24 protein-coding genes are annotated in these 24,981 nt (G+C 60.1%); 12 read left to right on the forward strand and 12 right to left on the reverse strand.

Annotated features, from left to right (window positions below; all coding sequences use genetic code 11):
• Positions 1-22 precede the first annotated feature (22 nt).
• Complete coding sequence (locus tag B2P82_RS16685) at positions 23-1,408, forward strand: sodium-dependent transporter (RefSeq protein ID WP_290498164.1); 1,386 nt, start codon at positions 23-25, stop codon at positions 1,406-1,408.
• A 314-nt stretch (positions 1,409-1,722) separates the two neighbouring features.
• Here B2P82_RS16685 and pip read toward each other — a convergent pair whose 3' ends face one another.
• Positions 1,723-2,712 carry a prolyl aminopeptidase gene (pip, locus tag B2P82_RS16690; protein ID WP_290498165.1) on the reverse strand — a complete coding sequence of 330 codons (990 nt, stop codon included), beginning with the start codon at positions 2,710-2,712 and terminating at the stop codon, positions 1,723-1,725.
• 113 nt (positions 2,713-2,825) lie between these two features.
• On the opposite strand from pip, the gene B2P82_RS16695 reads away from it, so the two are divergent.
• Positions 2,826-3,443 (forward strand): hypothetical protein, encoded by a 618-nt coding sequence (locus B2P82_RS16695; protein ID WP_206992300.1) that lies wholly within the window; start codon positions 2,826-2,828, stop codon positions 3,441-3,443.
• Here B2P82_RS16695 and B2P82_RS16700 read toward each other — a convergent pair.
• Entirely contained in the window at positions 3,440-3,796 is a 357-nt protein-coding gene (locus B2P82_RS16700) for a DUF423 domain-containing protein (protein ID WP_290498166.1), read from the reverse strand. The genes B2P82_RS16695 and B2P82_RS16700 overlap by 4 nt on opposite strands.
• Positions 3,793-4,221: a PaaI family thioesterase gene (locus B2P82_RS16705; protein WP_290498167.1), complete on the reverse strand. Its 429-nt coding sequence runs from the start codon at positions 4,219-4,221 to the stop codon at positions 3,793-3,795. The genes B2P82_RS16700 and B2P82_RS16705 overlap by 4 nt, the downstream gene beginning before the upstream one ends.
• A gap of 107 nt (positions 4,222-4,328) precedes the next feature.
• Here B2P82_RS16705 and B2P82_RS16710 point away from each other — a divergent pair, with 107 nt between their 5' ends.
• Complete coding sequence (locus B2P82_RS16710; RefSeq protein WP_290498169.1) at positions 4,329-5,441, forward strand: Rv3169 family protein; 1,113 nt, start codon at positions 4,329-4,331, stop codon at positions 5,439-5,441.
• On the opposite strand, the gene dgcA is transcribed toward B2P82_RS16710, so the two are convergent.
• On the reverse strand, positions 5,438-6,421 hold the full coding sequence (gene dgcA / locus B2P82_RS16715; RefSeq protein ID WP_290498172.1) for an N-acetyl-D-Glu racemase DgcA: 984 nt from the start codon (positions 6,419-6,421) through the stop codon (positions 5,438-5,440). The two genes, B2P82_RS16710 and dgcA, sit on opposite strands and share 4 nt — an antisense overlap.
• Before the next feature lie 89 nt (positions 6,422-6,510).
• Here dgcA and B2P82_RS16720 point away from each other — a divergent pair, with 89 nt between their 5' ends.
• Genes B2P82_RS16720 through B2P82_RS16735 form a run of 4 tightly spaced genes read left to right on the forward strand, consistent with a single transcriptional unit; the run spans position 6,511 to position 9,973 of the window.
• Positions 6,511-7,638 (forward strand): ABC transporter permease, encoded by a 1,128-nt coding sequence (locus B2P82_RS16720; protein ID WP_290498174.1) that lies wholly within the window; start codon positions 6,511-6,513, stop codon positions 7,636-7,638.
• On the forward strand, positions 7,635-8,399 hold the full coding sequence (locus B2P82_RS16725; RefSeq protein WP_290498176.1) for an ABC transporter ATP-binding protein: 765 nt from the start codon (positions 7,635-7,637) through the stop codon (positions 8,397-8,399). Before B2P82_RS16720 ends, B2P82_RS16725 begins: the two co-directional genes overlap by 4 nt.
• Positions 8,400-8,416: 17 nt before the next feature.
• Positions 8,417-9,376, forward strand: a complete 960-nt coding sequence (locus tag B2P82_RS16730; protein ID WP_206992306.1) for an MlaD family protein — start codon at positions 8,417-8,419, stop codon at positions 9,374-9,376.
• The gene (locus B2P82_RS16735; protein ID WP_290498178.1) at positions 9,377-9,973 is read left to right on the forward strand and encodes an ABC-type transport auxiliary lipoprotein family protein; all 597 of its coding nucleotides are present in this window, start codon (positions 9,377-9,379) and stop codon (positions 9,971-9,973) included.
• A gap of 1 nt (position 9,974) precedes the next feature.
• On the opposite strand, the gene B2P82_RS16740 is transcribed toward B2P82_RS16735, so the two are convergent.
• Both B2P82_RS16740 and B2P82_RS16745 read right to left on the reverse strand, forming a co-directional pair.
• The gene (locus tag B2P82_RS16740; RefSeq protein ID WP_034815938.1) at positions 9,975-11,180 is read right to left on the reverse strand and encodes an acyl-CoA dehydrogenase family protein; all 1,206 of its coding nucleotides are present in this window, start codon (positions 11,178-11,180) and stop codon (positions 9,975-9,977) included.
• A gap of 13 nt (positions 11,181-11,193) precedes the next feature.
• Positions 11,194-12,309, reverse strand: coding sequence for an acyl-CoA dehydrogenase family protein (locus B2P82_RS16745; RefSeq protein ID WP_290498181.1), 1,116 nt, complete (start codon positions 12,307-12,309; stop codon positions 11,194-11,196).
• Positions 12,310-12,527: 218 nt separating this feature from the next.
• Between B2P82_RS16745 and B2P82_RS16750 the strand changes: the two genes are divergently transcribed.
• The gene (locus B2P82_RS16750) at positions 12,528-13,121 is read left to right on the forward strand and encodes a hypothetical protein (protein ID WP_206992309.1); all 594 of its coding nucleotides are present in this window, start codon (positions 12,528-12,530) and stop codon (positions 13,119-13,121) included.
• On the opposite strand, the gene B2P82_RS16755 is transcribed toward B2P82_RS16750, so the two are convergent.
• Entirely contained in the window at positions 13,098-13,490 is a 393-nt protein-coding gene (locus B2P82_RS16755) for a VanZ family protein (RefSeq protein WP_290498183.1), read from the reverse strand. The genes B2P82_RS16750 and B2P82_RS16755 overlap by 24 nt on opposite strands.
• A gap of 109 nt (positions 13,491-13,599) precedes the next feature.
• Between B2P82_RS16755 and pepN the strand changes: the two genes are divergently transcribed.
• Together pepN and B2P82_RS16765 are read left to right on the forward strand one after the other, a co-directional pair.
• Positions 13,600-16,176 (forward strand): aminopeptidase N, encoded by a 2,577-nt coding sequence (pepN, locus tag B2P82_RS16760; RefSeq protein ID WP_290498185.1) that lies wholly within the window; start codon positions 13,600-13,602, stop codon positions 16,174-16,176.
• A gap of 121 nt (positions 16,177-16,297) precedes the next feature.
• Positions 16,298-18,682 carry an ATP-binding protein gene (locus B2P82_RS16765; RefSeq protein ID WP_290498187.1) on the forward strand — a complete coding sequence of 795 codons (2,385 nt, stop codon included), beginning with the start codon at positions 16,298-16,300 and terminating at the stop codon, positions 18,680-18,682.
• Here B2P82_RS16765 and B2P82_RS16770 read toward each other — a convergent pair.
• The 5 genes from B2P82_RS16770 to B2P82_RS16790 all read right to left on the reverse strand — a co-directional run bounded on the left by B2P82_RS16770 (position 18,679) and on the right by B2P82_RS16790 (position 23,053).
• On the reverse strand, positions 18,679-19,281 hold the full coding sequence (locus tag B2P82_RS16770; protein WP_290498189.1) for a histidine phosphatase family protein: 603 nt from the start codon (positions 19,279-19,281) through the stop codon (positions 18,679-18,681). The genes B2P82_RS16765 and B2P82_RS16770 overlap by 4 nt on opposite strands.
• 7 nt (positions 19,282-19,288) lie before the next feature.
• Positions 19,289-20,098 (reverse strand): 3-deoxy-manno-octulosonate cytidylyltransferase, encoded by an 810-nt coding sequence (gene kdsB, locus B2P82_RS16775; RefSeq protein ID WP_290498191.1) that lies wholly within the window; start codon positions 20,096-20,098, stop codon positions 19,289-19,291.
• Positions 20,099-20,108: 10 nt separating this feature from the next.
• Positions 20,109-20,555, reverse strand: a complete 447-nt coding sequence (locus tag B2P82_RS16780; protein WP_034815954.1) for a hypothetical protein — start codon at positions 20,553-20,555, stop codon at positions 20,109-20,111.
• A 156-nt stretch (positions 20,556-20,711) separates the two neighbouring features.
• Positions 20,712-22,694, reverse strand: a complete 1,983-nt coding sequence (locus B2P82_RS16785) for a M56 family metallopeptidase (protein ID WP_290498192.1) — start codon at positions 22,692-22,694, stop codon at positions 20,712-20,714.
• The gene (locus B2P82_RS16790) at positions 22,691-23,053 is read right to left on the reverse strand and encodes a BlaI/MecI/CopY family transcriptional regulator (protein ID WP_034815959.1); all 363 of its coding nucleotides are present in this window, start codon (positions 23,051-23,053) and stop codon (positions 22,691-22,693) included. The genes B2P82_RS16785 and B2P82_RS16790 overlap by 4 nt, the downstream gene beginning before the upstream one ends.
• Positions 23,054-23,234: 181 nt before the next feature.
• On the opposite strand from B2P82_RS16790, the gene B2P82_RS16795 reads away from it, so the two are divergent.
• The gene (locus B2P82_RS16795; protein WP_034815961.1) at positions 23,235-23,975 is read left to right on the forward strand and encodes a DUF4197 domain-containing protein; all 741 of its coding nucleotides are present in this window, start codon (positions 23,235-23,237) and stop codon (positions 23,973-23,975) included.
• Complete coding sequence (locus B2P82_RS16800) at positions 23,975-24,955, forward strand: alpha/beta fold hydrolase (RefSeq protein WP_290498194.1); 981 nt, start codon at positions 23,975-23,977, stop codon at positions 24,953-24,955. The genes B2P82_RS16795 and B2P82_RS16800 overlap by 1 nt, the downstream gene beginning before the upstream one ends.
• Positions 24,956-24,981 lie beyond the last annotated feature (26 nt).

Below are 24,981 nucleotides of genomic sequence, written 5' to 3' on the forward strand. Positions count from 1 at the left end.
CTTGTACCCGGGGAGAGGGCGTATGGCAGGAGAAATTGGCCGCAAGACGGACCATTGGGGATCGCGCTTCGGTTTCATCATGGCGGCGGTCGGCTCGTCCGTTGGCCTCGGCAATTTCTGGCGTTTTCCATTCACCGCGGGGGAGAATGGCGGCGGCGCCTTCATCATCATCTATCTGTTTTGCGTACTGTTCCTCGGCCTGACCGTGCTGATGGCGGAATATGCGCTCGGACGGAAGTCGGGCATGTCGGCCATTGAGGGCATTCACTCTCTGGCGAGAGCCGAGAACAAGAGTGAGAACTGGCAGGTCGTTGGCTGGATCGGATCGCTCGGCGCCTTCTTTATTCTCACCTTCTATGTCGTTATTTCAGCCTGGGTACTTGCCTTCATCCCGCAGGCATTCGGAGGCACCTTCAATGGCTTTGCCGCCGAGGCCGCCCGCCTGACGGCGGAGACGGGCACCACCGTTTCAATTGCGGATATGTCGGCCAGCAATTTCGGTGAAACGATCAGCAACAAGTACGTGATTGGCAGCCTGCTTGCGGCCTTCCTGCTGGCAAACGTTTTCGTGGTGGCGCGCGGCGTGAAAGGCGGCATCGAAAAGGCTGCAACCGTGCTGATGCCTGCCTTCTTCATCCTGCTGATCGGGATCGTCGGTTTCGCTTTGGTCGAAGGCGATGCGGGCGCAGCAGCCGATTTCCTGCTGACCCCTGACTTCAGTGAAGTGACCATGGGCACGTTCCTTGAAGCGGTCGGCCAGGCCTTCTTCTCGCTGTCCGTCGGCTCCTGTCTGATGATTACTTATGGTGCCTATCTCAGCCGCGACACAAACATTCCGCGTGCTTCGGCGATCGTGGCTAGCGCGGATACGGTGGTGGCACTGATTGCGGGCTTCGCGATCTTCCCGATTGTTTTCGCATTTGGCGCAGACCCTGCGGGCGGTCCCGGCTTGTTCTTTGTTTCCATGCCGATTGCATTCAGCCAGATGGGCGCACTCGGCGTCTGGGTTGGTGGCGCCTTCTTCCTGCTCGCTCTGTTTGCGGCCTTCACGTCATCCATTTCCTTGATGGAAGTTGGCGTGGCATGGTTGGAAGAACGTGAAGGAGTCACGCGCCCGGGCGCGGCCATGGGCATTGGTTTTATGCTGTTCATGATCGGTATGGGCTATGTCTATTCCACCGACTTCATCGACTTTGCAGACATTATCACCGGCAACATTATGCTGCCGCTCTGCGCGCTGCTGCTGGCCGTGTTTGCGGGCTGGATTGTCAGTCGCGAGATGCTGACGACCGAGCTGGGCGAAGGCACGATCATGAACCTCTGGCGCTTCATGTGTCGCTGGATCGTGCCGCCGGCGCTGGCCTTCATTCTGGTGTTGGGCACGCTGACCAAGCTTGGCGTGATCTAGGCGACGCGCCAAGCATGTGAAGTCATCGGATTGAGGGGGCGGTTATCCGCCCCCTTTTTCATGCAACCATTTCAGATCTTGCCGGACCAATCCGGCGGCGGCGCGGGCATGGCATTCTGCCCCTGTCTCCAGCCGTGATGCTCAGCGCGGTTGGCGGGAGTTGCGGTCGCCCATGGAAGCCGCTCCAGCGGCGGAAGGTATGAGGGTCGCACCCTGATACTTCCCCAATACCCAAGACTGCGTGGCCTGAAATATCTTCCGCCCGCTACATTTATCGAAAAACCCGGAAGGCGATGCCTGTCCGGCCATTGGCGCTAGGACTTCAGTTGGCCTGCATACATGTCGGCCAAGTCATCCGTGGCCTGAATGAGCTTGTCGACAATACCTGGCTCCATCGAGGAATGACCGGCATCGGGTATGATATGGAGATCAGCTTTCGGCCATGCCTTGGACAGCGCCCATGCGGTCGACAGTGGCGTAACCACATCGTATCGCCCATGTACGATAGTGCCTGGAATGTCCTTCAGCTTGGTCTCGGCCTCGTCCAGCAACCATCTATCATTCGCGAAGAAACCACGATTGACGAAATAGTGGCATTCGATGCGCGCGAACGCGTCGACGAAATCATCTTCATTGAAGCGGGCAGGAGTCGTGGTCGGACCCTTGACGGACAGGGTTTCGCCCTCCCAGCGTGACCATGCGCGCGCGGCTTCCACGCGAACCTGCCGGTCCTCCCCTGTCAGGCGGCGATGGAAGGCCATCAGCAGGTCGTCGCGCTCGTCTTCCGGGATCGGCTTGATGTACCGGTCATAAGCATCCGGGAACAGACGGCTGGCGCCGGATTGGTAGAACCACTGGATCTCCGCCTTCGAGACGAGGAAGATGCCGCGCAGGACTAGGCCCAGCGTGCGGTCGGGATGTGTGACGCCATAGGCCAGCGAAAGGGTCGACCCCCACGAGCCGCCAAAGACGACCCATTTGTCGATCCCGAGCATGTCGCGAATCGACTCCATGTCGTCGATCAGGTCCCAGGTTGTGTTTTCGCGCAATTCCGAGTGCGGGGTGGAGCGGCCACAGCCGCGCTGGTCGAACAGAATGATGCGATATTTGCCCGGATCGAAGAAACGCCTCATTTCTGGGCTAGAGCCGCCTCCGGGGCCTCCATGGACGGCAATGACGGGAATCCCGCTCGGATTCCCCGATTCTTCCCAGTAAATCTCGTGGATTTCACTGACTCGCAGCCGTCCAGAGCGTCTGGATTCCAGTCTCGGGAACAAAATGCGGCGGTTTGGGCGTCTGTTCATGCAGTCTTCACCTATTTTCAGTCAAATTCACAGCCATTACTGGACTTGGTCCAATTGCGTCCGTAAACATTATTACAGGTGTGGTCCCAATCAGGTGTGCAGGTGGCTGTCAAATGCGTAGTATAGTTCTGGGTGCATCCCTATGCCTTTTGGCGGGGTGCGCAACCGTCTCGATGGTACCCGGTGAGGCGTCGGTGGAAACCAGCCTTACGCAGTCCCAATCTGCCTTGCGCAAAGTATCAGCCGACTATTGTGCGGACGCTGTGAAGAATGGCTGGATCGAAGCAACAGGCGGCCTTGCCGCATTTGCGTCCACGCTGATCAACGGAAAATCCGATAGTGACGATAGCCGGGACTATGCGTCCCGCATCGGAGCAAAGTCTGATGCCCCCTCGCTTGTGCTTGCCCGCATCGTGTCGGACGCACAGGCTGCCCGCACGGGTCTGGCAGATGTCAGCCGCGAAGCCCGCGATGTGCTGCAGTCCGGCAAGGAAGATACCGCCAGCCGCGCTGACGTGATGAGCTATGAGCGGGCACTGGTTCGCGCGCAGATGGCCTATCGCAATTTCCAGGGTGCCATGGGTGAAGTGACTTCACGCCCTGACATGGACATGGATGTGGCGCCGGTTGACCGTGAGCTCAAATCCTTTGCCGATACGATTGATGATGCGCGTGAGACGGCTGATGGTCTGGCCGACAAGTACGCCTCGCTGAGCCGGTCGACGAGCTAGGCTTTCCGGGCGGCCCACGCGCAGCACGCCCACCCCACCAGATATGATATGCCGCCGATCGGCGTGATCGCACCGAACCAGCGCGGCGCGCCGAGCGCCATCGCATAGAGCGAACCGGCGAATACAATCGTCCCGGATACGAACGCCCAGCCGGCTTTGCGCACAAGGCCCGTCTTCGCATGGAGCGAGATGGCGAGCGCCGCGGCCGCGTGGGGCAGGGCATAGAGCGTGGCGGTGTGCCACCAGTCGAGCCCTTCAGGGGTCAGCTGGTCGTCCAGCGCATGGGCGCCAAATGCGCCCAAGGCGACGGCAAGAAAGCCCGTGAGGGCCGCGAAGATGCCCAACCGGTTCATGCCATGCCACTCGGCTGGCGCGGGATGGCATAGGTGACGACGGCATGGCTGGAGGGCTTTTCAGCGCCCTCGATCCGCACATCGACATCCATGACCGCCAGTGCCTGTCCGATCTTCATGATGCGCGCATCGGCGACCACGACGTCTCCGATACAGGGACGCAGGAAATTGATGCTGAGATTGCTGGTCACCGTCATCGGCTCATGTCCTGTCTTCGTCATCACCGCCATGTAGGCTGCGGAGTCGACCAGAGCCATTTGAGTGGGTCCGGAAATATAGCCACCAGGGCGAAGGTGTGAGGAGTCGGCAACAAGTCGCATCACAGCGCGACCGTCTTCCATCAGAACCACTTCGCTGCGATTGTCCTGCGTCTCGAATGCCCCTTTGAGAAATGTGTTGGCTTCTTCCGCCGTCATCTTGGTCATCTAAATGGAGCCTCCCTTGGCGTCACGTCTTGAACCGCGTGTCTCTGTCGTTCACCCTACTTGCGGGACGTTGCCCGCCAAGAGGTAACGCGAAGGAAGGAAATGACATGCTGACCGCCGGAGACGAATACCCGATTCACCAGACGCCAGAGCCCATCGCCTTTTCCGGCTCAGACCGGAATTTCTATGACCGGTTCTTTTTCAATGGCTATTCCGCCGATGGCGAGACCTTCTTCGCGGCGGCGATGGGCATTTATCCGCATCTGAACATTATCGACGCGGCGGTCTCGATCCTGCGCGGTGGCAAGCAGCATTCGGTTTTCTTCTCCCGTCCCCTCAATATGGAGCGGATGAACACATATGTTGGGGGCTTCTCGGTCGAAGTGGTTGAGCCGCTGAAGCGCATCCGATTGAAAGTTGAAGAGACCGAAGGCATCGCGCTGGATGTGGAGTTCGAGGGCAGGGCCTTTCCGATCGAAGAACCTCGCTTCACACGTCGGCAGGGGCCGCGCATGCTGATGGATGTTACCCGCATGACTCAGAATGGGCGATGGTCCGGCAAGTTGCGCCTCGATGGACAGGAAATCACCGTGTCGCCAGACAGCTGGACGGGCACGCGTGACCGCAGCTGGGGCGTGCGCCCGATCGGCGCGCAGGATACCCAGCCGCTGATCCCGCCATTGCCGCCGCAATTCTACTGGATCTGGACGCCGACGAATTTCCCCAACCTCTCAATGTTCTATCATGTGAACCATGATGAGGCGGGTGAGGCATGGAACACCCGCGCCGTGCTGGCGATGGATGGTGCCGGACAGGGCGAATTGCTCCATCTCGACAAGCCGCACATGGACATCAATTACACGCCGGGCACACGGCGGATGAAGGCGGCCAAGCTGCATCTCGAGGACGGACAGGGAAATTCGCATTCGGTGAGTTTCGATCCGTTCGGAACCTTCCTGATGAAGGGCATCGGCTATGGCCATCCTGAGCGCAAGCATGGCTCCTATCATGGTGACCAGTTGTCGGTTCTCCGCGAGGATTACGAGCCTGAGAAGATGTCTTGGCAACAGCCTGAAAATCTCCACATCCAGGCCATCGCCCGCGCGCGGCATGAAGGGCCGAACGGCTTGTCGTCCGAAGGCATCGGCGCCTTCGAACAATTGTTCATGGGGCCTCACGCCCCCAGCGGTTTCAGGGATATTCTCGACGGGGCGGCCTAGCCCCAGAGTGCTGATGTTGGTGGGCTGACCATGCCGTCCGAATAGGTCAGGCCATGCGCGATGTCTTCGGACAACCAGAGCGGGCCGTCCAGGTCTGCCGCGTCAGCGATGTCGGCCAGTAGAACGGCGGGCGCCATCGACAATGATCCGCCCACCATGCATCCGAGCAGGACACCAAGTCCGCTTTCGCGTGCGGCGCGGACCGTGCGAATAGCTTCTGTAAGCCCGCCGGTCTTGTCGAGCTTCACGTTGACCGCATCGTAGCGGCGGGCGAGTTCCTGGATCTCGGCGCTCGTATGGGCGCTTTCGTCTGCGCATACGGATACTGCGCCGGGCCTCCTTAGCAAGGCCTCGTCTTTGCCAGCCGGAAAGGGTTGTTCGATCAGGACCACGCCCAGGTCTGCGGCACGCTTTACGATGGCAGGGAATTGTTCTGGCAGCAGACCTTCATTGCCATCCACGATCAAGCGGGCATCGGGACGGGCCGCATGAACTGCTTCGATCCGTTCAAGGTCTTCCGGTCCGCCCAGTTTCAGCTTCAGCAAACGGCTGGGCGTTGAGCGCGCGGCCTCGGCCATTGCGTCCGCCGTGTCGAGGCTGACCGTAACCGCAGTTTCAATCGGCTTGGGTTCGGGAAGGCCCGCCAGTTTCCAGACCGGCGTGCCGGTCAGTTTGGCTTCCAGATCCCACAAGGCGCAGTCGACGGCGCACCGGGCAGCGCCGGCGGGCATGGCGGTCTGCAAGGCCTCCCGGCTCAGACCGCCTTCGATCTGAGCCCTAAGCGCTTCGATGGCCGCATGTACCCCGGTCTGTGTTTCGCCATAGCGCGGGTAGGGCACGCATTCACCCCGCCCGACCGCCTGGCCCTGGCGGAGGGTGACCCGAATTGTATCCGCGCTGGTCTTGGCGCCGCGTGAAATGGTAAACGCCGTCTTCAGGGGTGAAGAAACATCAGTAATTTCAAGTGTTCGCTGGCCCATGTATGGTCCCAATAGGTGAAATTTGAACAATCATGCTTTTCAGGTCTTAAGCATGTTTGGATAGGGTGGTCAGGTAGAAAAGTATTTGAATGGCGAACCCTAGCATCCCCGAATTCGCGCTGGAAACCAGCGGCGAACAGACCGTCCTCCGTGTCTCGGGGGACTGGACCGTGCGCACAGTTCACGCCGTGGATGACGGTTTGCGTGATTTGGAGGCCCATGAGGGCGCGCTTGTGTTGGACGCTGCTGCGCTCGGCAAGCTCGACACCGCCGGCGCCTTTGTCATTGACCGCACGCTGCGACAATTGTCAGAATCGCCTGCCCGAATCGAAGGCAACCATCCCAACGCCGAAAACCTGATCGGCCAGGTGCATGCCGTGACCGATGTGGAAGATCCCAAGCGACCGCCGCATGGCGGACTGGTTGATATGCTTGAGCGGACCGGCCGCGGTTTCATGAACATGCTGGGCGAAGCCAAGGACACGTTGGCCTTTCTCGGCGAGACGCTGGTGACGACATTTCGGCTCGTCCTGACACCCTGGAAGTTACGCTGGACCTCAATTGTCTCTGTGCTTGAAGAGGCTGGTCTCGATGCGATGCCAATCATCGCGTTTCTCTCTTTCTTTGTCGGTATGGTGGTGGCCTTCATTGGCGCGACAACCCTGCGCGACCTGGGCTCTGAAATCTTTGTGGTCGAACTGATCGGTTTTGCCATGCTGCGTGAGCTTGGGGTCATCATGACCGGCATCGTTTTGGCGGGGCGGACCAACTCCTCGTTCACGGCGCAAATCGGCACGATGAAGATGCGCCAGGAAATCGACGCCATGCAGACACTCGGCCTGAAGCCGATGGATGTGCTGGTCGCGCCGCGTATCATTGCGATGGTTGTGGCCACGCCGGTACTCGCCTTCGTGGGCACGCTTGCAGGCATTGCGGGCGGCGTAATGGTTGGCTGGCTGGCACTCGACATCAATCCGGCACTCTTCCTTGACCGTCTTCAGTCGAACGTGCCGTTGGACCAGTTCTGGGTTGGCATGTCCAAGGCTCCGGTGTTTGGGTTCGTGGTGGCGCTTATTGCCTGCCGTCAGGGCCTGAATGTGGGTGGCAGCGTCCAGTCGCTTGGCAGCAAGACAACCACATCGGTTGTGCAGGCCATCTTCTCGATCATCGTGATCGATGCCCTGTTCGCCATCTTCTACATGGAGATGGGCATTTGACCGACGATATCATCATCCGCGTGCGTGACCTGAAGACCGCCTATGGGTCTCATGTCGTACATGAGCATCTTGATCTTGATATTCGTCGCGGCGAGATCATCGGCGTCATCGGCCCATCAGGCTGTGGCAAGTCAGTGCTTCTGCGCGCCATCACTGGCCTGAAGGAACCTTCGGCTGGCAGTATTGAGGTGTTCGGCAAGCGATTGGAGACACTCGACCCGGACGAGCGCGCCGCCGTGGAGCGCAGCTGGGGCGTCATGTTCCAGGACGGCGCACTGTTCTCGAACCTCACCGTGCGCGAGAATGTCATGGTGCCCATGAAGGAGCACACCGACCTCTCGCCGCAGCTATGCCGCGAACTGGCGGATATGAAAATTCTGATGGCGGGCCTGCATGTGGATGCCGGTCCAAAATTCCCGTCCGATCTGTCAGGTGGCATGCGCAAGCGCGCGGCCCTTGCACGGGCCTTGGCACTCGACCCGGAACTCCTGTTTCTGGATGAACCTACCGCCGGGCTCGACCCGATCACAGCAGCCAATTTCGATGCGCTGATCCGACAGCTGCAACGCGCATTGGGCCTGACGGTCTTCCTTGTGACGCATGATGTGGATACGCTGCAGGCAACTTGTGACCGGATTGCCGTGTTGGGCGAGAAACGCGTGCTGGCAGTCGGCACAATTGATGAATTACGGGCCTTCGATCATCCGTGGGTCCAGGAATATTTCGGAGGTCCGCGTGGGCGGGCCGCGACGGGACACTAGAAGAGGACCCGGAGACGATGGAAACGCGAGCGAATTACGCCCTGATCGGAGCATTCGTCCTGATCGCCACGATGGCCGTGGCGGTATTCACGCTGTGGCTGGGCCAGTCCCAGTTCCGGCAGGATTTTGAAGCCTATGATATTGTCTTCGAGGGACCGGTCTCTTTGGAGCAGGGGGCTTCGGTGCGCTATATCGGCATCAAGGTGGGCGAGGTCTCCTGGGTGCGGATCGACCGGGGCGATCAGTCCAAGGTGCGGGCCCGGATACGTGTGGACGCGGAAACCCCTGTGAAAGTGGATTCTACGGCCTCTATCCAGCTGGCCGGCATTACGGGCATCACATTTGTTCAGATCACGGCAGGGTCACCCAAGGCAGCGCCCCTGCGTGCGCGGCCGGGTCAGCCCGTGCCCGTCATCAAGGCCGAGCGGACACAACTCGACGAAATTTTTGCCGGTGGCGCCGAAGTGCTCGGCAAGGCCAACCGGACCATTGAGCGGGTGAACCTGATCCTCACGGATGAGAACATTGAGTCCCTGTCAGCCACGATCCGCAACATCGAAACACTCAGCGGGCAACTCGCCGCCTCCGATGGCACGATGGCACAAGCGACCCAGACGCTGAAAGATGTATCGGCGGCGAGCGCGCGCTTTGAAGCGGCCTCTGCGTCGTTGGAATCCTTCGGGACGAATGCGGACAGCCAGATGACCGAGTTCGGCTCGCAGGCCAATGCGTTGGTCGCCGAAATTCGCGAAGTGGCTGCCAGTGCGAACAAGACGGTGGAGCAGAGCAATCTCGCGGTACTTGCGGCGACAGACGCCATCGAAGGCCCGGCCACGGGCGCGCTGGTTGACGCGCGTCTTGCCAGCCGGGATTTGCGCCTGTTGATCAATCGCCTCGACCGGGTCGCGCGTGAATTGGAACAAAACCCCCAGGGCTTCGTGGTCGGTGACCCGGCCCCATATGAGGAGAGCCGCTAGATGATCCGTGTTCTTATGACTGGCCTTGCGGCCTGTAGCCTCGCAGCATGTGTGTCTGTCTTGCCAGAGCCAAAGGTGCCACAGGGCCTCTATCGCTTTGCGCCGATGGAAACAACCTACGATTTGGATGCGTCTGTTCTCATTCGTGAGCCGGATGCGTCACGCCTCGTAGCCGGTCGGGCGATTGCGGCGGAAGACTCCAGTGGTGCGCTACGTTTGGTGCCGAATGTGGAATGGACCGATTCATCGACACGCCTGATGCAGATGGCGATGCTGGACGCGTTGCAGGGGCAGGGCGCAGGCAAGGCGATTGCGCCCGAGACGGGGGCTTCAGCACCCTATGAGCTTTCCTGGCAGGTAACGGATTTCACCTTGTCCGGCACGATCGGGCGGTGCCGCGTGCGCGCGACGCTCATGGACGGTGGATCGCGAGATGTGCTGGACCAGATCGTGGTCTCGAATTCTGCCAGTGCCAATGGCGGGTCAAATGCAGACCGTGCCAAGGCGCTGGGCGAAGCAGGCCGGGCCTGCGTGAACGATGTGGCGGCCTTCGTCAGCCAGTACATCAACGTTCACGCAGACGCGCCTGAGGCTTGATCTAGCCGCTTTTCATCTGGTCGAACGCAATGTCCTTGTCCACTCGGACATCCTGGGGTAGGCCCAGAACGCGTTCGGCGATGATGTTTTTCAGGATCTCATCCGTGCCGCCTGCAATGCGCAGGCCGGGGGCCCACATGAAGCTTTGCTGGAAGATGGCATCGGCTGGCATGCGATCTGAATCCGTCAGGATGCCGTAATGGTCCTGCATCTCGATGGCCGAGTTACAAATGTCCTGAAGGTGGTTGGCCGTGATGATCTTGCCGATCGAGTTTTCCGGTCCCGGTGTCTGGCCGCGTGATAGGGCCGTCTGCGTGCGGAACTTGGTCAGCTTGTAGCCTTGTGCTGCAACGTACCAGTCGGCCAGTTTCTCGCGGAAAGCCTGATCAGACATGGTGCCGGCTTCCTTGGCATAGGCCATGATCTCCGCCCAGTCCGGGCCAGGGGAACCGCCCACGGCAAGGCGCTCGTTCATCAGTGTGACGATGGCCACTTTCCAGCCCTGACCGACTTCGCCGAGACGGTCGGAATCCTTGATGCGGACATCCGTGAAGTAGACCTCGTTAAACTCGCGACCCCCAGATGCCTGGTGGATCGGGCGCACTTCGACGCCAGCCTGTTTCATGTCCACGATGAACATGGTCAGGCCCTTGTGCTTCGGCACGCTCGGGTCGGTCCGAGTCAGCAGGATGCCGTAGTCGGAATAATGCGCGCCGGAGGTCCAGACCTTCTGGCCGTTGATGACCCATTCGTCGCCATCCTTGACGGCGCGGGTCTTCAGGCCCGCAACATCAGACCCGGCAGACGGTTCGGAAAAGAGCTGGCACCAGATTTCCTCGCCCTTCATCGCCTTGCCGACATAGCGCTTCTTGTGCTCGTCGGAGCCGAACGCGATGACGGTCGGGATGCACATGCCGAGGCCGATGGTGAAGGGGCCGGTCGGCGCGTCGAACTTGCCTTCTTCCTGGTTCCAGATGACCTGCTGCATCGGCGTGCCGCCGCGCCCGCCGATCTCTTTCGGCCAGGTGATCTGAGCATACCCGCCTTCGGATTTTGTCTTCTGCCATTGTTTGGCAAGTTTCATGAATTCGCTGCCATCCACGCGCTGGCGCAGCGGCTTGTCGCCCTTGGGCTCGAGGTGTTTGCCGAGGAAAGCGCGAGCTTCGGCGCGGAATTCGGCTTCTTCTTTGGTATCATTGAAGTCCATGAGTCATTCCTCCTTAGGCGGCATTCTTGTTTTCAAGGGTGCGGACGAGTTTTTCTTTCCACACTTTGGGCGCTCCGGCCTGAACGGCCAGCAGCTTGGCGCGGCGATAGAAGAGGTGGCAGTCCACCTCCCATGTAAAGCCCATGCCGCCATGGGTCTGGATGTTTTCCTTGGACGCGAACCAGAAGGCTTCGCATGCCGCAATGCGCGCCGCGGCGGCGGCTTCCGGCAGTTCGGCGGCACCCGTCGAGACGGCCCATGCGCCGTAGAAGCAGTTCGAGCGAGCAACCTCGTTCTTCACATACATTTCAGCGAGCTTGTGTTTGATCGCCTGGTTGCCACCGATCGGGCGGCCAAAGGCGTAGCGTTCCTTGGCATAGTCGGTTGCCATTTCGAGGGCGCGGGAGGCGCCGCCCAGCTGTTCGAAGGCGAGCAGGACAGCGGCATGGTCCAGAATCTGGTCGTTGAGCATTTCGCCGTCGCCTGCGTTTCCAAGGCGCGTGGCCGGAGCCTTGTCGAAGACGATTTCGGCATGGCTGCGCGTTGGGTCCAGTGTCTGGAGCGTCTTGCGAGTCACTCCTTCGCCGGTCAGGTCGACGAGGACCAGGCTCGCGCCGGAGCCTTCCTTGGCCAGCACAACGGCGTGCGTTGCGATATCGCCATCGGTGACCGGGACCTTGGTGCCCGAAAGCGTGGAGCCGTCGAAGGTCGTTTTCAGCGTATCCGCTGCTGGATTTCCAGGGCCTTCGCTGGCAGCGTAGCAGCCCACTACATCACCGCTGACGATACGCGGGAGGATTTCGGCCTGTTGCTCATTCGAGCCAGCCAGCTTCAGCGCTTCGGTGAAGAAGTAGACGGTGGAGGCCCACGGAACCGGAGCCAGGACGCGGCCCATTTCTTCTGCCAGCACGCACACTTCGAGCAGGCCCAGGCCGAGGCCGCCATGCTCTTCCGGGATGGCCGTGCCGAGCCAGCCCATTTCCACCACCTTGTTCCAGACAGTTTCATTGTGGCTGACATCGTCGTCATTCAACACCAGACGGACGGCCGTCATGGGGCATTCGGCTTCGAGGAATTTGCGGGCCTCATTGCCGAGAAATTTCTGGTCTTCGGAAAAGTCGAAGTTCATGTCGCTTGCGCTCCCCTTTGTGGCCGGTCGGGCCACTCATTTTCTTCAATGATGAGCAAAATAGCGCGGTTTACGTGCGCGGAAACCCGTCACCCAACGGAAACGCGAAAATCCACTTTTGGTGGGAAATCGTGCCGGTAGGTCAAATTTCATCGATCGGTTTCACTGCGTTGAAAGGCCCAGATGGCAAAAATCACGTCTGAATTCGGGAGCAACTGATGGCCAAGGCGTTATTTCACAAATCGCAGCGCGTCTTCGTGAAGCCCGTCGGAACGTGGGCGCTGATCGAAAAAGTCGTGCCGCATTGGGTCAAGGACGTGGATGAGCCGCTCCGCGTGACCTATGAGTGCGGATTGGGACGCAGTTTCCAGTCTCATGAACTGGCGGCTGAAGAGAGCTTGGCGAGGGATTCGCACGTCCTGCGCCCGGATGACGACGATTCCTTGTTGGAGCACTGGCATATCGCTCGCCGCCGCGCGAAATGGCGGGCCAGTATTGGTGGCCTCGGCATCAGTGATGTCGGGACCTATCCCGTGGTTGTGACGGATGAAGATGACCAGGGCGGTTGGCGCGTCACGGGCGGCGAATATGATCGCGACCCGCAACGTATCGAGCATCAGGCCCGCATGATCGCCTGCACGCCGGACTTGTTACAGACCGTACGTCAGATCGCGGACTTCTGTCAGGAAAAGCCGGATGACTGCCCGTCCGAACTCAAGCAGGTCGCCCAGCGTTGCGCATCGATCCTGCGCTTTGTCTACCAGCTGGATGACGCGGCTGAGGCAGATTCAGCGACGGTCGCGGCTGAATAGCCGCCCCTGTCGACCAAGTACCCCGACAACAAGAACTCCGACCAGCGCGCCGCCAAGATTGGCCGCAACATCCAGGCTGGAGCCCTCGCGCCCGGCCTCGCCAAGCATTTGCGCGATCTCAAGTCCGATACCGAACAAGGCTGATATGCTGAACGCCAGAGCAGCCGGGCGTGGGCCCACCCCGAACGCTACCGAGAGCGGCGCGGCAAGGGCGGCGTAGGCGGCAAAGTGTTTGATCTTGTCCGACAATTGCGGAGCAGGGGCCTCGCTGGCCGGGACAAGGGAATAGACTGCGATAATGATCGCCAGTCCGATTGCGGCAAGCCCCGCCAGACTACGGATGAGGGGGTGAGACAGAAGTGCGCGCATCAGGCCTCGCCATTCGGGTTGATATCTGCAGACGCATGGGCGCTAGCCCTCGACGTTGCCAGCCAGACTCCCTAACTGAAAGACTGAAATCCTGTTTGCCGGAGAAAACATGCGCACTGAAGCCCCCATTGCCGTTCAATTGTCGGATTATTCGTCCTATCCCTTCGAAATCGAGCAGGTGAATCTGAGGTTTGACCTTCATCCGGATGCGACGCGGGTGCGCGCCGATCTGAAGGTCCGCCGGACAGGTGACGCGAACGCGCCTCTGGAGCTTGACGGCGAAGCGCTGGAGTTGAAGTCGATCGCAATTGATGGCGTTGCAGTGCCGGATGATGCCTACCAGCTGACGGAGACCGGACTGACGCTGGCAGACGTGCCAGACGCGTTTACGCTGGTTACGGAAGTCGAGATCGCGCCCTCAAAGAACACTGCGCTGTCGGGTCTCTATATGTCAGGCGGCCGTTTCTGCACCCAGTGCGAAGCCATCGGATTCCGTCGCATTACGTTCTATCCCGACCGTCCGGATGTGATGAGCCGCTTCACCGTGCGCATGACGGCCAACAAGGCGACCTATCCCATCCTGCTGTCGAACGGTACGCCGGGCGAGGCAGGCGATGTGGATGATGGTCGTCACTTTGCGGTATGGGATGATCCGCACAAGAAGCCGGCCTATCTCTTTGCGCTCTGCGCTGGCGATTATGATGTTTACTCTGATCAGTTCACCACCATGAGCGGCAAGACCATCGATCTGGCAATTCATGTCGACAAGGGCGATGCGGATCGTGCGGCCTGGGCCATGGACAGCCTCAAACGCTCAATGAAATGGGATGAGGAGACCTATGGCCGGGAGTATGATCTCGGCGTGTTCAATATCGTGGCTGTGCGCGACTTCAATTTTGGCGCCATGGAGAACAAAGGTCTGAACATCTTCAACTCGGCCTATGTGCTGGCTGACGAAGACACCGCGACCGACGCAGATTTCGAGGCCATCGAAAGCATCGTCGCCCATGAATATTTCCACAACTGGACTGGCAACCGGATCACGTGTCGAGACTGGTTCCAGCTGTGCCTCAAGGAAGGCCTGACGGTTTTCCGTGATCAGAATTTTTCGGCCGACATGCGCTCGCGCCCAGTGCAGCGGATAAAGGACGTCATCCGCTTGCGCGCACGCCAGTTTGCCGAGGATGCCGGCCCATTGGCGCACCCGGTGCGCCCGACCACCTATGGGGCCATCGATAATCTCTACACGGCCACGGTCTATGAAAAGGGCGCGGAGATAATTGGCATGCTGCGCCGGATGCTGGGTGAGGAAACCTATCGCAAAGGCATGGACCTGTATTTCGACCGTCATGATGGACAGGCCGTCACCATCGAGGATTTTTATGCCTGTTTCGAAGAAGTCAGCGAGCAGGACTTCACTCAGTTCCGACTCTGGTATTCGCAAGCCGGAACGCCAGAAATCACGATGGAAGAAAGCTGGAATCCGGAAGCGCGCGAGATTGCTGTCACGCTGAAACAGAAGACGCCAGCAACACCCGGCCAACCAGCCAAGAAGCCGATGCTGATCCCGATGGAAATGGCGTTGATCGACGATGAAGGCAACATGGCTGAATGGATCACGCTTCTGGAAGATGAAGAACTGACCATGACCTTCGACCTGCCGGAAGGATCTGAACGCCCTCTGGTGTCGATCAATCGCGACTTTACCGCGCCGGTACGCATCAAGCGGGCGCTCAGCCGCGATGACCAACTCGCGATGATCCGTCTGGAGACAGATCCGTTCAATCAATGGGACAGTGTGCAGAGCCTTGCCAAGCAGGAAATTTTGGCCCTCTCCGAAGGATCGCAGGCAGAGCCTGATGACGCGCTCGTCCAAGCGATGGCCGTGGCTATTCGCGACGCGGTGGACGACCCGGCCTTCGCGGCGCTCCTGACACGCCTGCCGGATGTAGGTGAACTGTTCCAGGAGCGTCAGCCGGCTGACCCTGTGGCGTTGAACACCGCGCGCAAGAAATTGCAGGCAGCCCTCTACAGCAAGCTCTCCGATTTTGTGGATGACATTCTCGCCAAGTCTTCCCTGGAACCTTATGATCCGGGAGCAAAGCAGGCGGGTGAACGCGCCCTGCGCACGGCACTGATCAACCTGTTGGCAGCATCAGGCCGCGACGAAGCGGGTGAGCGCCTTCTGGGTCTCTATAACGCCGCCACCAACATGACCGAGAAGCTCGCTGCGTTGCGCGGCCTGGCGGGGCTGGAAGGCGCGGCGCGGGAGACTGCGCTGGCCGATTTCGAGAGGACGTGGAAATCCAACCCGCTGGTCATGGACAAATGGTTTGGCGTACAGGCGGGTACCGGTGATGCCGCAACCGTTTCAAAACTGGCGGCGCATCCGGACTTCGACATGGGCAACCCCAATCGCGTCCGCTCGGTCGCGGCGGCTTTTGCAATGCAGAATCTGTCCGGGTTTCACGCGCCGGATGGCTCTGGATATGAAGTCATCGAAGGCATTATCCTTAAGGCCGACAAAGTAAATCCTGCGCTCGGTGCCCGTCTGCTGACTGCGTTTGAACAGTGGCGCATTCTGGAGCCGAAGGCGAAGGCAGAGGCCGAAGCCTGCCTCCGCCGTCTGCAAGCTGCTGATTTGTCAAAGAATTCTGCAGATATCGTGTCCCGCGCGCTGAGCTAGGCGGCGGAACCCGTTTTCTGGGTTAACGAAATCTGTACCTTTGTTAAGAATTGGGCAAGGATTACGATAGAAAACCAAAGCTGAGCCCTTGTTTTTCTAAGGAATCGGCACAGGAAGCACCTTGTCCAAGTCGGTTATCCCTCCGCAAACGGATACTGTCGCTGCGGGAGTCCCCAGTCGCGATGACCGGCGGCTGAAATGGACGATCATTGCGATTATCCTGTTGCTGGCAGGCGCACTTGGCCTGAAGGCCTGGGAAGAGCGCCAGACGGCCGACTCCACGCTTCTGGGTGCGCTTGAGGCCAATTCTTCGACCATCGCAGCGCGGCTATCCGGTCATGCCGGCACAGCTGAAATGGCGATGCGGTTGATTGCCGATGCAGGCGCGTCCCGCTCGGCAGTCGCCTCCGCTACGCCAGGAGTCGATGTGGTCGTTTCTCTGCAGGAGGCCCGCCTGGCACCAGAGGGCAGCCGTCTGCTGTCGGCTGTTCCGGTTGCAGAAGCCATGCTGGCCGGAGGGCATCGGATCGGCCTGTCAGGGCAGGGTGACATTGTCGTGGCCACCACGGCCCCGGATGGCGAGATCATTTTGGCGCTTGCTCCGGCGGGCACATGGTTGCCGGCAAGCCGGGCCGGTACCGGCATTTTCGTTACAGACAAGCATTTCAGTGCCGGAACAATCCTGCCCGGCACAGCGGGCATGTTGCCTGCCACGAAGTTTCGTTCCCTCAGCTTGCTCGACCGCGCTGCTACAGGGTGCGCGCCGGTGGGCGGCAGCGCTTTGCAGGTGTGCACCAGTCAGGCGATGCCGCTGTTCACGCTGGACGATTTGATACGGCTCCTGATTTTTGGCCTGCTGCTGGCAGCGCCCATGCTGGTCATTCTCGGACTGATGAACCAGCTCTCGCGAGAGCCTGAAGTCACGTTCGTTGAACGCGCGCAGGAGATCGAGTCCGACCGGTTCATGAGCCCGGTCATGCTGGGTGTTCGCGCAGGCTATTGGGAGTGGTCGGACGATTCCAGCGCGGTTTATCTCAGTGATGCTGCATCCGAGTTGATGGGCATGCTGGGCGATGGCGAGATCACGATTGATGAAATGCTGCCGCAGGTACACCCTGAGCATCAGAAGCGGGTCCAGGAGGCCTTTCGCAAAGGCTACAAGGACGGCTGGGTGCAGACCAGTTTCGTGACCAGCTTCCAACCGGCCCGCTGGATGGAATTGCGTGGCAGTGTGACGCCTCATGCCGAGACCGGTGCGAATGTCTATGGCGGCGTGTTGCTGGATATTACCGAGCGCAAGCAGGCCGAAGACCGGATCAAGGCGGCCGAACGCCGACTGCGTACGGCTATCGAAGGCTTCAATGGTCCTTTCGCCCTGTGGGACAATCGCAAGCGTCTGCTCTATTGGAACCGGGCCTTTGCCTCCGACCTCCAACTCGAGGAAACTTTGCGGCCGGGCATGGCGCATCACACGGTGAACATTGCGCGGGCAGGGGCCTTGCGTTCAGAACACCCCTCTTTGGAAGATCCGCAGACGACCTTGCTGGAGCTCAACACCGAGCGCTGGATCAAGCTGGTGGAACGTCCCACGCTTGATGGTGGCCTGATCTCGGTTGGCGTGGATGTCACAGAAAATGTCCGCAATGAGGAAGAGCTGAGGAAGCAAAAAGCCAAGATGCACAAGACCGCCCTGGACCTTGAACGGTCTGAAGGGCGCGAGCGTGAACTGTCTCGGAAATATTCCGAGGAGAAGGCCAAAGCCGAACATGCGGCGCACACCAAATCAGCCTTCCTGGCGAATATGAGCCATGAGTTGCGCACGCCGTTGAATGCGATCAATGGTTTTTCCGAAATCCTGTCGAGTGAACTTTACGGCCCGATGGGGGACGAGCGTTACAAGGGCTACGCGCAGGACATCCTGACTTCGGGCCAACACTTGCTGGACATGATCAACGATATTCTCGACATGGCGAAGATCGAGGCTGGCAAGATGACAATCGACCCGCAGCCCATTGATCCTGTGGACCCGGTCGACGCGGCTGTGCGCATGATCCGTCGCAAGGCAGAGGACAAGGAAATCGAGATGGTACTGGATGCCCAGCCCAATATGCCTGAGATCGATGCCGACCATCGGGCGATCCGCCAAATGGTGCTGAACCTCGTATCGAATGCGATCAAGTTCACCGATGCTGGCGGCAAGATCACGGTCGCGGTCGAGCAGCGCGGACCGGAAATCTATGTCGGCGTGACCGATACCGGTATTGGTATTCCGGCTGAAGACCTGCCGCGCCTCGCGACGCCGTTCGAGCAAGTCTCCGGCACCAAGGACCGCAATTACGAAGGCACAGGGCTTGGCCTTGCACTGACGAAATCATTTGCGGAAATGCATGGGGGGCGGATGATCCTGTCCTCCATCGAAGGGGAGGGCACGACGGTGGCGTTTACCTTGCCGATCTCCGGCGCACGCGAACTCGTCGATGAAACCAATGCGCGGGACGTCGCCTAGGGACGCTGGTTCCAGCTGGTGATGCGCGATGTGGTGCCGTCTACCTCGACAACGCCCCATGCCCCGGTCTTCAATTTGCGGTCGAGATCGTCTGGCTGAACATCCACGACATCTGGCAGGAAGCGTGCGATACCGTTTGAAGTGACGATCAGTGCCGTGTCTTCCGCGTTCAGGCCGGCGGCGCGCTCCAGAAGGCTGCGCCAGCCCTCGCGGAGTGCGTCCGGGTCCACGCGCCAGCCCTCGGGAGGTGTGGCATCCCGCTCCCAGGCTTCGAGCGCTGCATCGCCAATCCGTGCCACGACCTTGTCTTCCGGCTGGTTTTCGTCCGGGCCGTAATCGACTTCGGTCAGGAAAGGCAGGACGATAAGCGCAGGCGCGCCGGTGTGCATGCCGATCATGGCCCGTGCGGTCTGCCGTGTACGCATCAGCGGAGAGCAGAAAGCGGCGACAAATCGGGTGTCCGCGAAATGATTAGCGAGCGCGTCAGCCTGTGCCAGTCCGGATGCGGACAAGGGGAGGTCTGTCCGTCCGCCGACACGGGTGACCGTGTCGCCCTTGTCAAACGTGTTTCCGTGCCGGACGATGATCAGTCTTGCCATGGTCCGGTCAGTCCTTCAGCGGGTCGCCATGGGTTGCAATCAGGCGCTCGGCGAGGGCCACGTCTTCCGGCGCATCAATGCCGGGAATGGCGATCGTGTCCGGCTCGACTTCGACACATTGCACGCTCATGCCGTTCTCGAGGAAGCGCAGCTGTTCGAGACCTTCGAGCTTTTCATAATGGCCTTCCGGCAGGCTGACATATTTGCGCAGCGCGGGGAGGCGATAGGCATAGAGGCCAATATGGCGGCAGACCGGAGACATGTCGCCTTGCTGGCGCAGCGCGTCTTCCTTGCGGATGGCGGGGATCAAATTCTTGGAAAACCAGAGCGCGCGCCCAGCGGCGTCATGCGCTAGCGTCGTGCCGGAGAAGGGGATGGTTTTCTTGTGCGCGCGGAAGTCGTCGAGCGCCTGCCAGGTCAGGCGGACATAGGGCGTGGCGGCATCGGCGCCGGAACTGGCGGCGGCTTCGGCGACGGCGACAACATGTGCGGGTGGGGTAAAGGGCGAGTCGCCCTGCAGGTTGACGACAACGTTTGGCGTGACCCCCATCGCGTCGACGGCGGCGAGGGCGCGATCCGTGCCGGACGGGACGTTCGGATCGGTCATGACGACCTCAATGCCGAGGTCCCGGCAATGGCTGGCGATGCGCTCGTCATCGGTGGCCACGACACTTGCAGCATCATCCAGTTCAGCGGCGGCACGCGAAGCCATCGCGGCCACCCGGCTCACCATGGTGCGGCCGGCGATCTCGACCAGAGGCTTGCCGGGGAACCGGGTGGATCCATAGCGGGCGGGGACAACGATCAGCGTTTTCATGGCCGCGCTCTTACATGGCTCGCGGCGGGTTGCCTACATCATCTTCGCGCATTTGTTGCATGAGGCCGATGATCGGCGCGACCCACTGCAAGGCCTCTTCGTCCACACCTTCATCGCGCAGGAAGCCCGTCAGTGCAGGGGCGAACTGATCGCTCTGCCCACATTCCACCAGCGCCAGTTCCAGTTCAGGGATGACGACATTCTGGAAGCTGTCAGCAAAGTTCTGAAGGTCGTCTGTCCGCGACATCAGCCGCATCGTGGCGAATGTGTTGAGTTCGCCCTCGCTATCAGTAATGCGCCGCAGGTCGTTGATCAGACCACGATTTTCGGAAGCGAACTCGCCGAGGATACGGTCGGTCTTGTATTCGACCCATTCCTGCGTGCAGGGCTCAGGCGCTGTGACACAGGCAGCGAGCGGGCAGGTGGCAATGGCCATTGTGGCGAGCAGGCGTTTCATGGAAATCCTCCGGAGCGCGATTCAGGGGGCCACCCTAGACGCCGATCCCATTACCGCAAAGCGCGGGACTCATTCGCAAAAAAAGCCCCCGACGCAATGGGACCTGCGCCGGGGGACTCCGCCTATGCATTCCGTGCAATGCGCGAGCGGGATCCGTTATTCGTCTGTCGTGTCGGTTTCAATCGTGATCGTGTGGCTGGACGAACCGTTGACCTGCTTCTTGAAGGCCTTCTTTTCGGCGGCGTCGAGCTTGTCGCTCTTCATCACGGATTTGATCGTCGCCTTGGCTTTCAGCGTGTCCTTGTCGCCCTTGATGCAGGCGATCTTCACGTCCCTGGTCTTGTCCTGGCTACTGCTCTTTTCGAGGATCCGGGTCTCGCCCTCTGCCAGATTGGCGTCGCGGCATTGCTCAACCAGATCGGTCAGTACGATATGGGTATGCTCCATTTCATCCTCGAACTCCTCGCCATAGGCGATCTCGATCTTGCGTTCGAGCGCATCGGCATGGGCTTCGATGCGAGCCTCAAGGGCGTCCATCTGGGGTTCAAAGCGGGTTTCCCAGGCGTCTGTATGAGCTTCGGCGCGCTCGGCAATCGCTTCGGCATGGGCTTCCCATTCCTCGGCCTGTGCCTCGACCTTCTCTGCCCAGGCTTCCCACTCGGCTTCGGATTTCGGCATGGTGTCGTCGGTGAAGCTGAAGGCCATCTCCATCTTCCGGTTCAGCTCTTCGTCAAAGCCTTCGAAGGCGAGTTCGATGTGCGGCATGGAGGCCACCAGAGTTTCGATTTCGGCCGTTTCAGCTTCGATCTTTGATGTCAGGATTTCAATTTCCCGCTCAAGTTCCGGCGTCATCGCATCGACCGAGAAAGGATCGCCGATGATGACGACCTGCCGGTCCTCGACCTTGTCGCCATCGATGAACAATGTGCCATCCTTGAAGTGCAAACTGCGATGCTGGGGAGTTGGGTTGATGCTGTCGGGTTCTCCGCCCGCGAGTTCGGCCATATCGACCTTTTCATCGGCTTCGGCAGAGGCACAGGCGGTGGCTACGAAGGCTGACGACATGAGGGCCGCGCTGCCGAGAAGTCCGGAAACACCTGCGCCGAGCAGACGCCGCGAGCGGGAGGGGCTGGGTGTGGTCATGCGGATCATTCTTTCCTTCAGGGCGTGAGTCAGGGGCAGGCTGGCCGCGGCGGTCAGGCGCTCCGGCAGGGCAAGCTGAACGGCCTTCAACAATGTCTCACCATAGGCGTGAGGGGAGGACGCTCCGGATTTCAGCACATCGCTGTCGCAGGCTGCTTCCTGATCGGTGCGGAAGGCGCGTCGTGCAATATAGGCCAGCGGATTGAACCAGAGTGCAGAAACGAAGATTTCCGACATCTGCAAGGCCCAGAGGTCGCCGCGCTTGATATGCGTCAGCTCGTGCGCCAACGCTGCCCGTTGCTGGGACACGGTATAGTCTTCCTCGAACCAGGCCGGTAGCAGAACAGTCGGGCGAAAGAGGCCGGAGACCAGCGGGCCAGATGAAATGAAGCTGGTGGAAATCTGCGGAGTGCGCTTCAGGCCGATCTGCCGGGCCACATCGTCGGCAAGGCTGGCGAGCTCGGGCGAGGCAGGCATCTCTTCGCGGCGCAGGGTCTGCATGAAACTGTGGTGTGCAAACGAACTGCGGGCAAGCATGTAGATGGCTCCGCCAGCCCACACGGCCAACACGGTTCCAAGAAGGAGTCCGCCCAAAACAGGCTCGGACAGTTCCGGGAAGGCCGCAGGACCATGAGCCACTTCGAACAGGGGGCTCGAAGCCTCAGGACCGGTTGCTGGCGGAGCCCAGACGGCGTTGGCTGCGGATCCTACGGGTTCAGGTGAGCGAACGAATGCAGGTGCAGCATCTGCCGTCCCAGCCGCCGCAGGTGATTGAGACTGGAACATCTCAAAGAACCCGGCCAGCGGCGTGGGCATGGAAAGGGGAGGCAGGACAAGCCGGGCCAGCGGAATTGCCCAGAGCGCATAGGCGACACCCGCGCCGAACTGCCGGGCAACATGCTTGCGCGCAAACAGAATGAGCGCGATCAGGACAGACACCGCAATCACGGTCTGTACGCCATAGGTGAAGTTGAGGCTGTTCAGGTCGAAAATCATTTCTTCAACTCCCCTAGAAGCTTTTCAAGTTCTGCGATGTCATCGGCCGTAAGACCGCGCGTATCAGCAAGGTGCGCCACGAGGGGGGCTGCGCGACCGGAAAAGACCTGGTCGACGAACTGGCGAGCGGCCCCGGCCTTGTAGGTGCCTTCCTCGACGAGGGGATAGTAGAGATAACGTCGGCCATCTTCCTCAGTGCTTAGCGCGCCCTTCTCCACAAGGCGGGCCAGCAAGGTCTTGACGGTGCGGCTGGTCCAGTCCTTTTCGGTGCCCAGCGCGTCGTGGACATCCGAGGCGGCAAGGCCCGGCCGCGCCCAAAGCACGCTCATCACGTCGAGTTCTGCATCGGAAATCTTCATAGTGTAGAACCCCTCTCTGGACTACAAGCGTAGTCGTATGACATGACTACATGCGTGGTCAACAAATTTTCCATGACACGTTGGTAAGGTGAGCTGGCGCTGCAGCAATACATCCTCGTGTGGCTTCTATTCAGTCACGGCGTCGAGTACGGTCATCTGGAGAAAACTGGAGGAGACGGCCATGAGACCAATGATGATCGCAGCTATGGCGCTGCTGACGGTGCCGGTGGGCTGCGCGACCACGGGCAGCTCTGGTGATTTGGGGCGGGTTCTGGGCGAGGTGATTGGCCAGCAAACAGGGCAGGGCGGTGCGCTCAGCCAGGCCGAAATTGATGCCGGTCTCCGCGAAGCGCTCACAGTGGGCACCAACATCGTGGCAGCGCAACTGGGCCAGACCAATGGCTATTTCGGAGATTCGGAAATTCGTATTCCGCTTCCGAAAACCTATCGAGATATCCAATCCGGCCTGTCGCGCGTCGGGGCGAGCGGTCCACTGGATGACCTGGAATTGCGAATGAACCGGGCGGCGGAGGCAGCTGTGCCGGAGGCAAAGACGCTGGTCATAGGAGCGATCCGCCAGATCACGATTGAGGATGCTGTACGCATCCTGAATGGCGGCGACACAGCGGCGACAGACTACCTGCGCGAGAAGACCGAGAGCCAGCTGCGTGCGTCATTCACACCCTATGTCAAAACGTCGCTTGCACAGGCGGGTGCATTCACGTCACTTGAGCAGGTCGCCAATAGCTATGGCGTCGGGGGAGTCACTTCCAGCCTGCAAAATGACTTGACCAATCACGCGGTCACACTGGGACTGGATGGCATGTTCCACTACGTGGCTGCAGAGGAGAAGAAGATCCGTGAGAATCCTGTGGCTCGGACGACCGATCTGTTGCGGCGCGTCTTTGGATCGAGGGGCTGATGCGTCGATTTACGTATGAGGCCAAAGCCGGCGGAGAGATGGCCGGCATTGAATTCGGTGACCCAATCAAGCCCTTCTCTGCGGTATGGCTGCATGCGACCGGATTCAATGGAATGACCTATCAGTCATTGCTGGCGCCCCTCGGGCTTCGCCAGCGTGTGGCGGCGCTCGACATGCGGGGGCATGGTCGTTCCACATTGCAGGCCAAACCCGGCCGCATGAAATCCTGGAAACGCCACCGCGACGATGTGATCGAATGGTTGGAGAAAGAAGCGCCACAGGGCGTGATCTTGGGCGGGCACTCCATGGGCGGGTGCGTGGCCCTGTTGGTGGCAGGCAAGCGACCCGATCTCGTCAAAGGCCTCGTACTGGCCGACCCGGTAATCATGTCGAAATCGGTTTATTTCTGGCAGCATATGCTGTCGCCTATTTCATTCCTTCTGCGGCGCAACGCCATGGCCCGACAGGCCAAGAAACGCCGCGCCGAGTTCGGATCGTTCCGTGAGGCGCTTGAGTCCTATACAGGCCGCGGCGCATTCAAATCATGGCGCGAGCCCTTTCTGGCAGATTACCTGCTGGATGGTATTGAACGCACCGACCACAATTCTGCTGATAGCGATGAGCAGACCTGGCGTCTGCTGTGTGAGCCGAAATGGGAAGCAGCGACCTTTGCCGCCCAGCGCAACCGGCCTTGGGGTGCCCTGCGCCGCGTAAAGAAACACCATATCCCGATGACCATTCTGAGGCCGACCCGGGATTCCGTGATCAGCGACAAGGTGCGCGCGCGATTGATCCTGTCCTATCCCGCCATGATGATGAAGGCGGTGCGCGGCACGACCCACTTCCTGCCGATGGAAGCGCCTTATGAAGTGCGCGACCAGCTGTCGGCCTTCCTTGCGCGCCTCGTCGAGCGGTTCACGCTTGAGGAAGATGCCTTCGTGGAACGGTCGCTGAAAGTGCGGCGGCGCGGGCCCAGATAGGGCTGGCCATATCGGCTGGATTTAGA

Source organism: Hyphomonas sp. UBA4494, assembly GCF_002388935.1.
Taxonomy (GTDB): domain Bacteria; phylum Pseudomonadota; class Alphaproteobacteria; order Caulobacterales; family Hyphomonadaceae; genus Hyphomonas.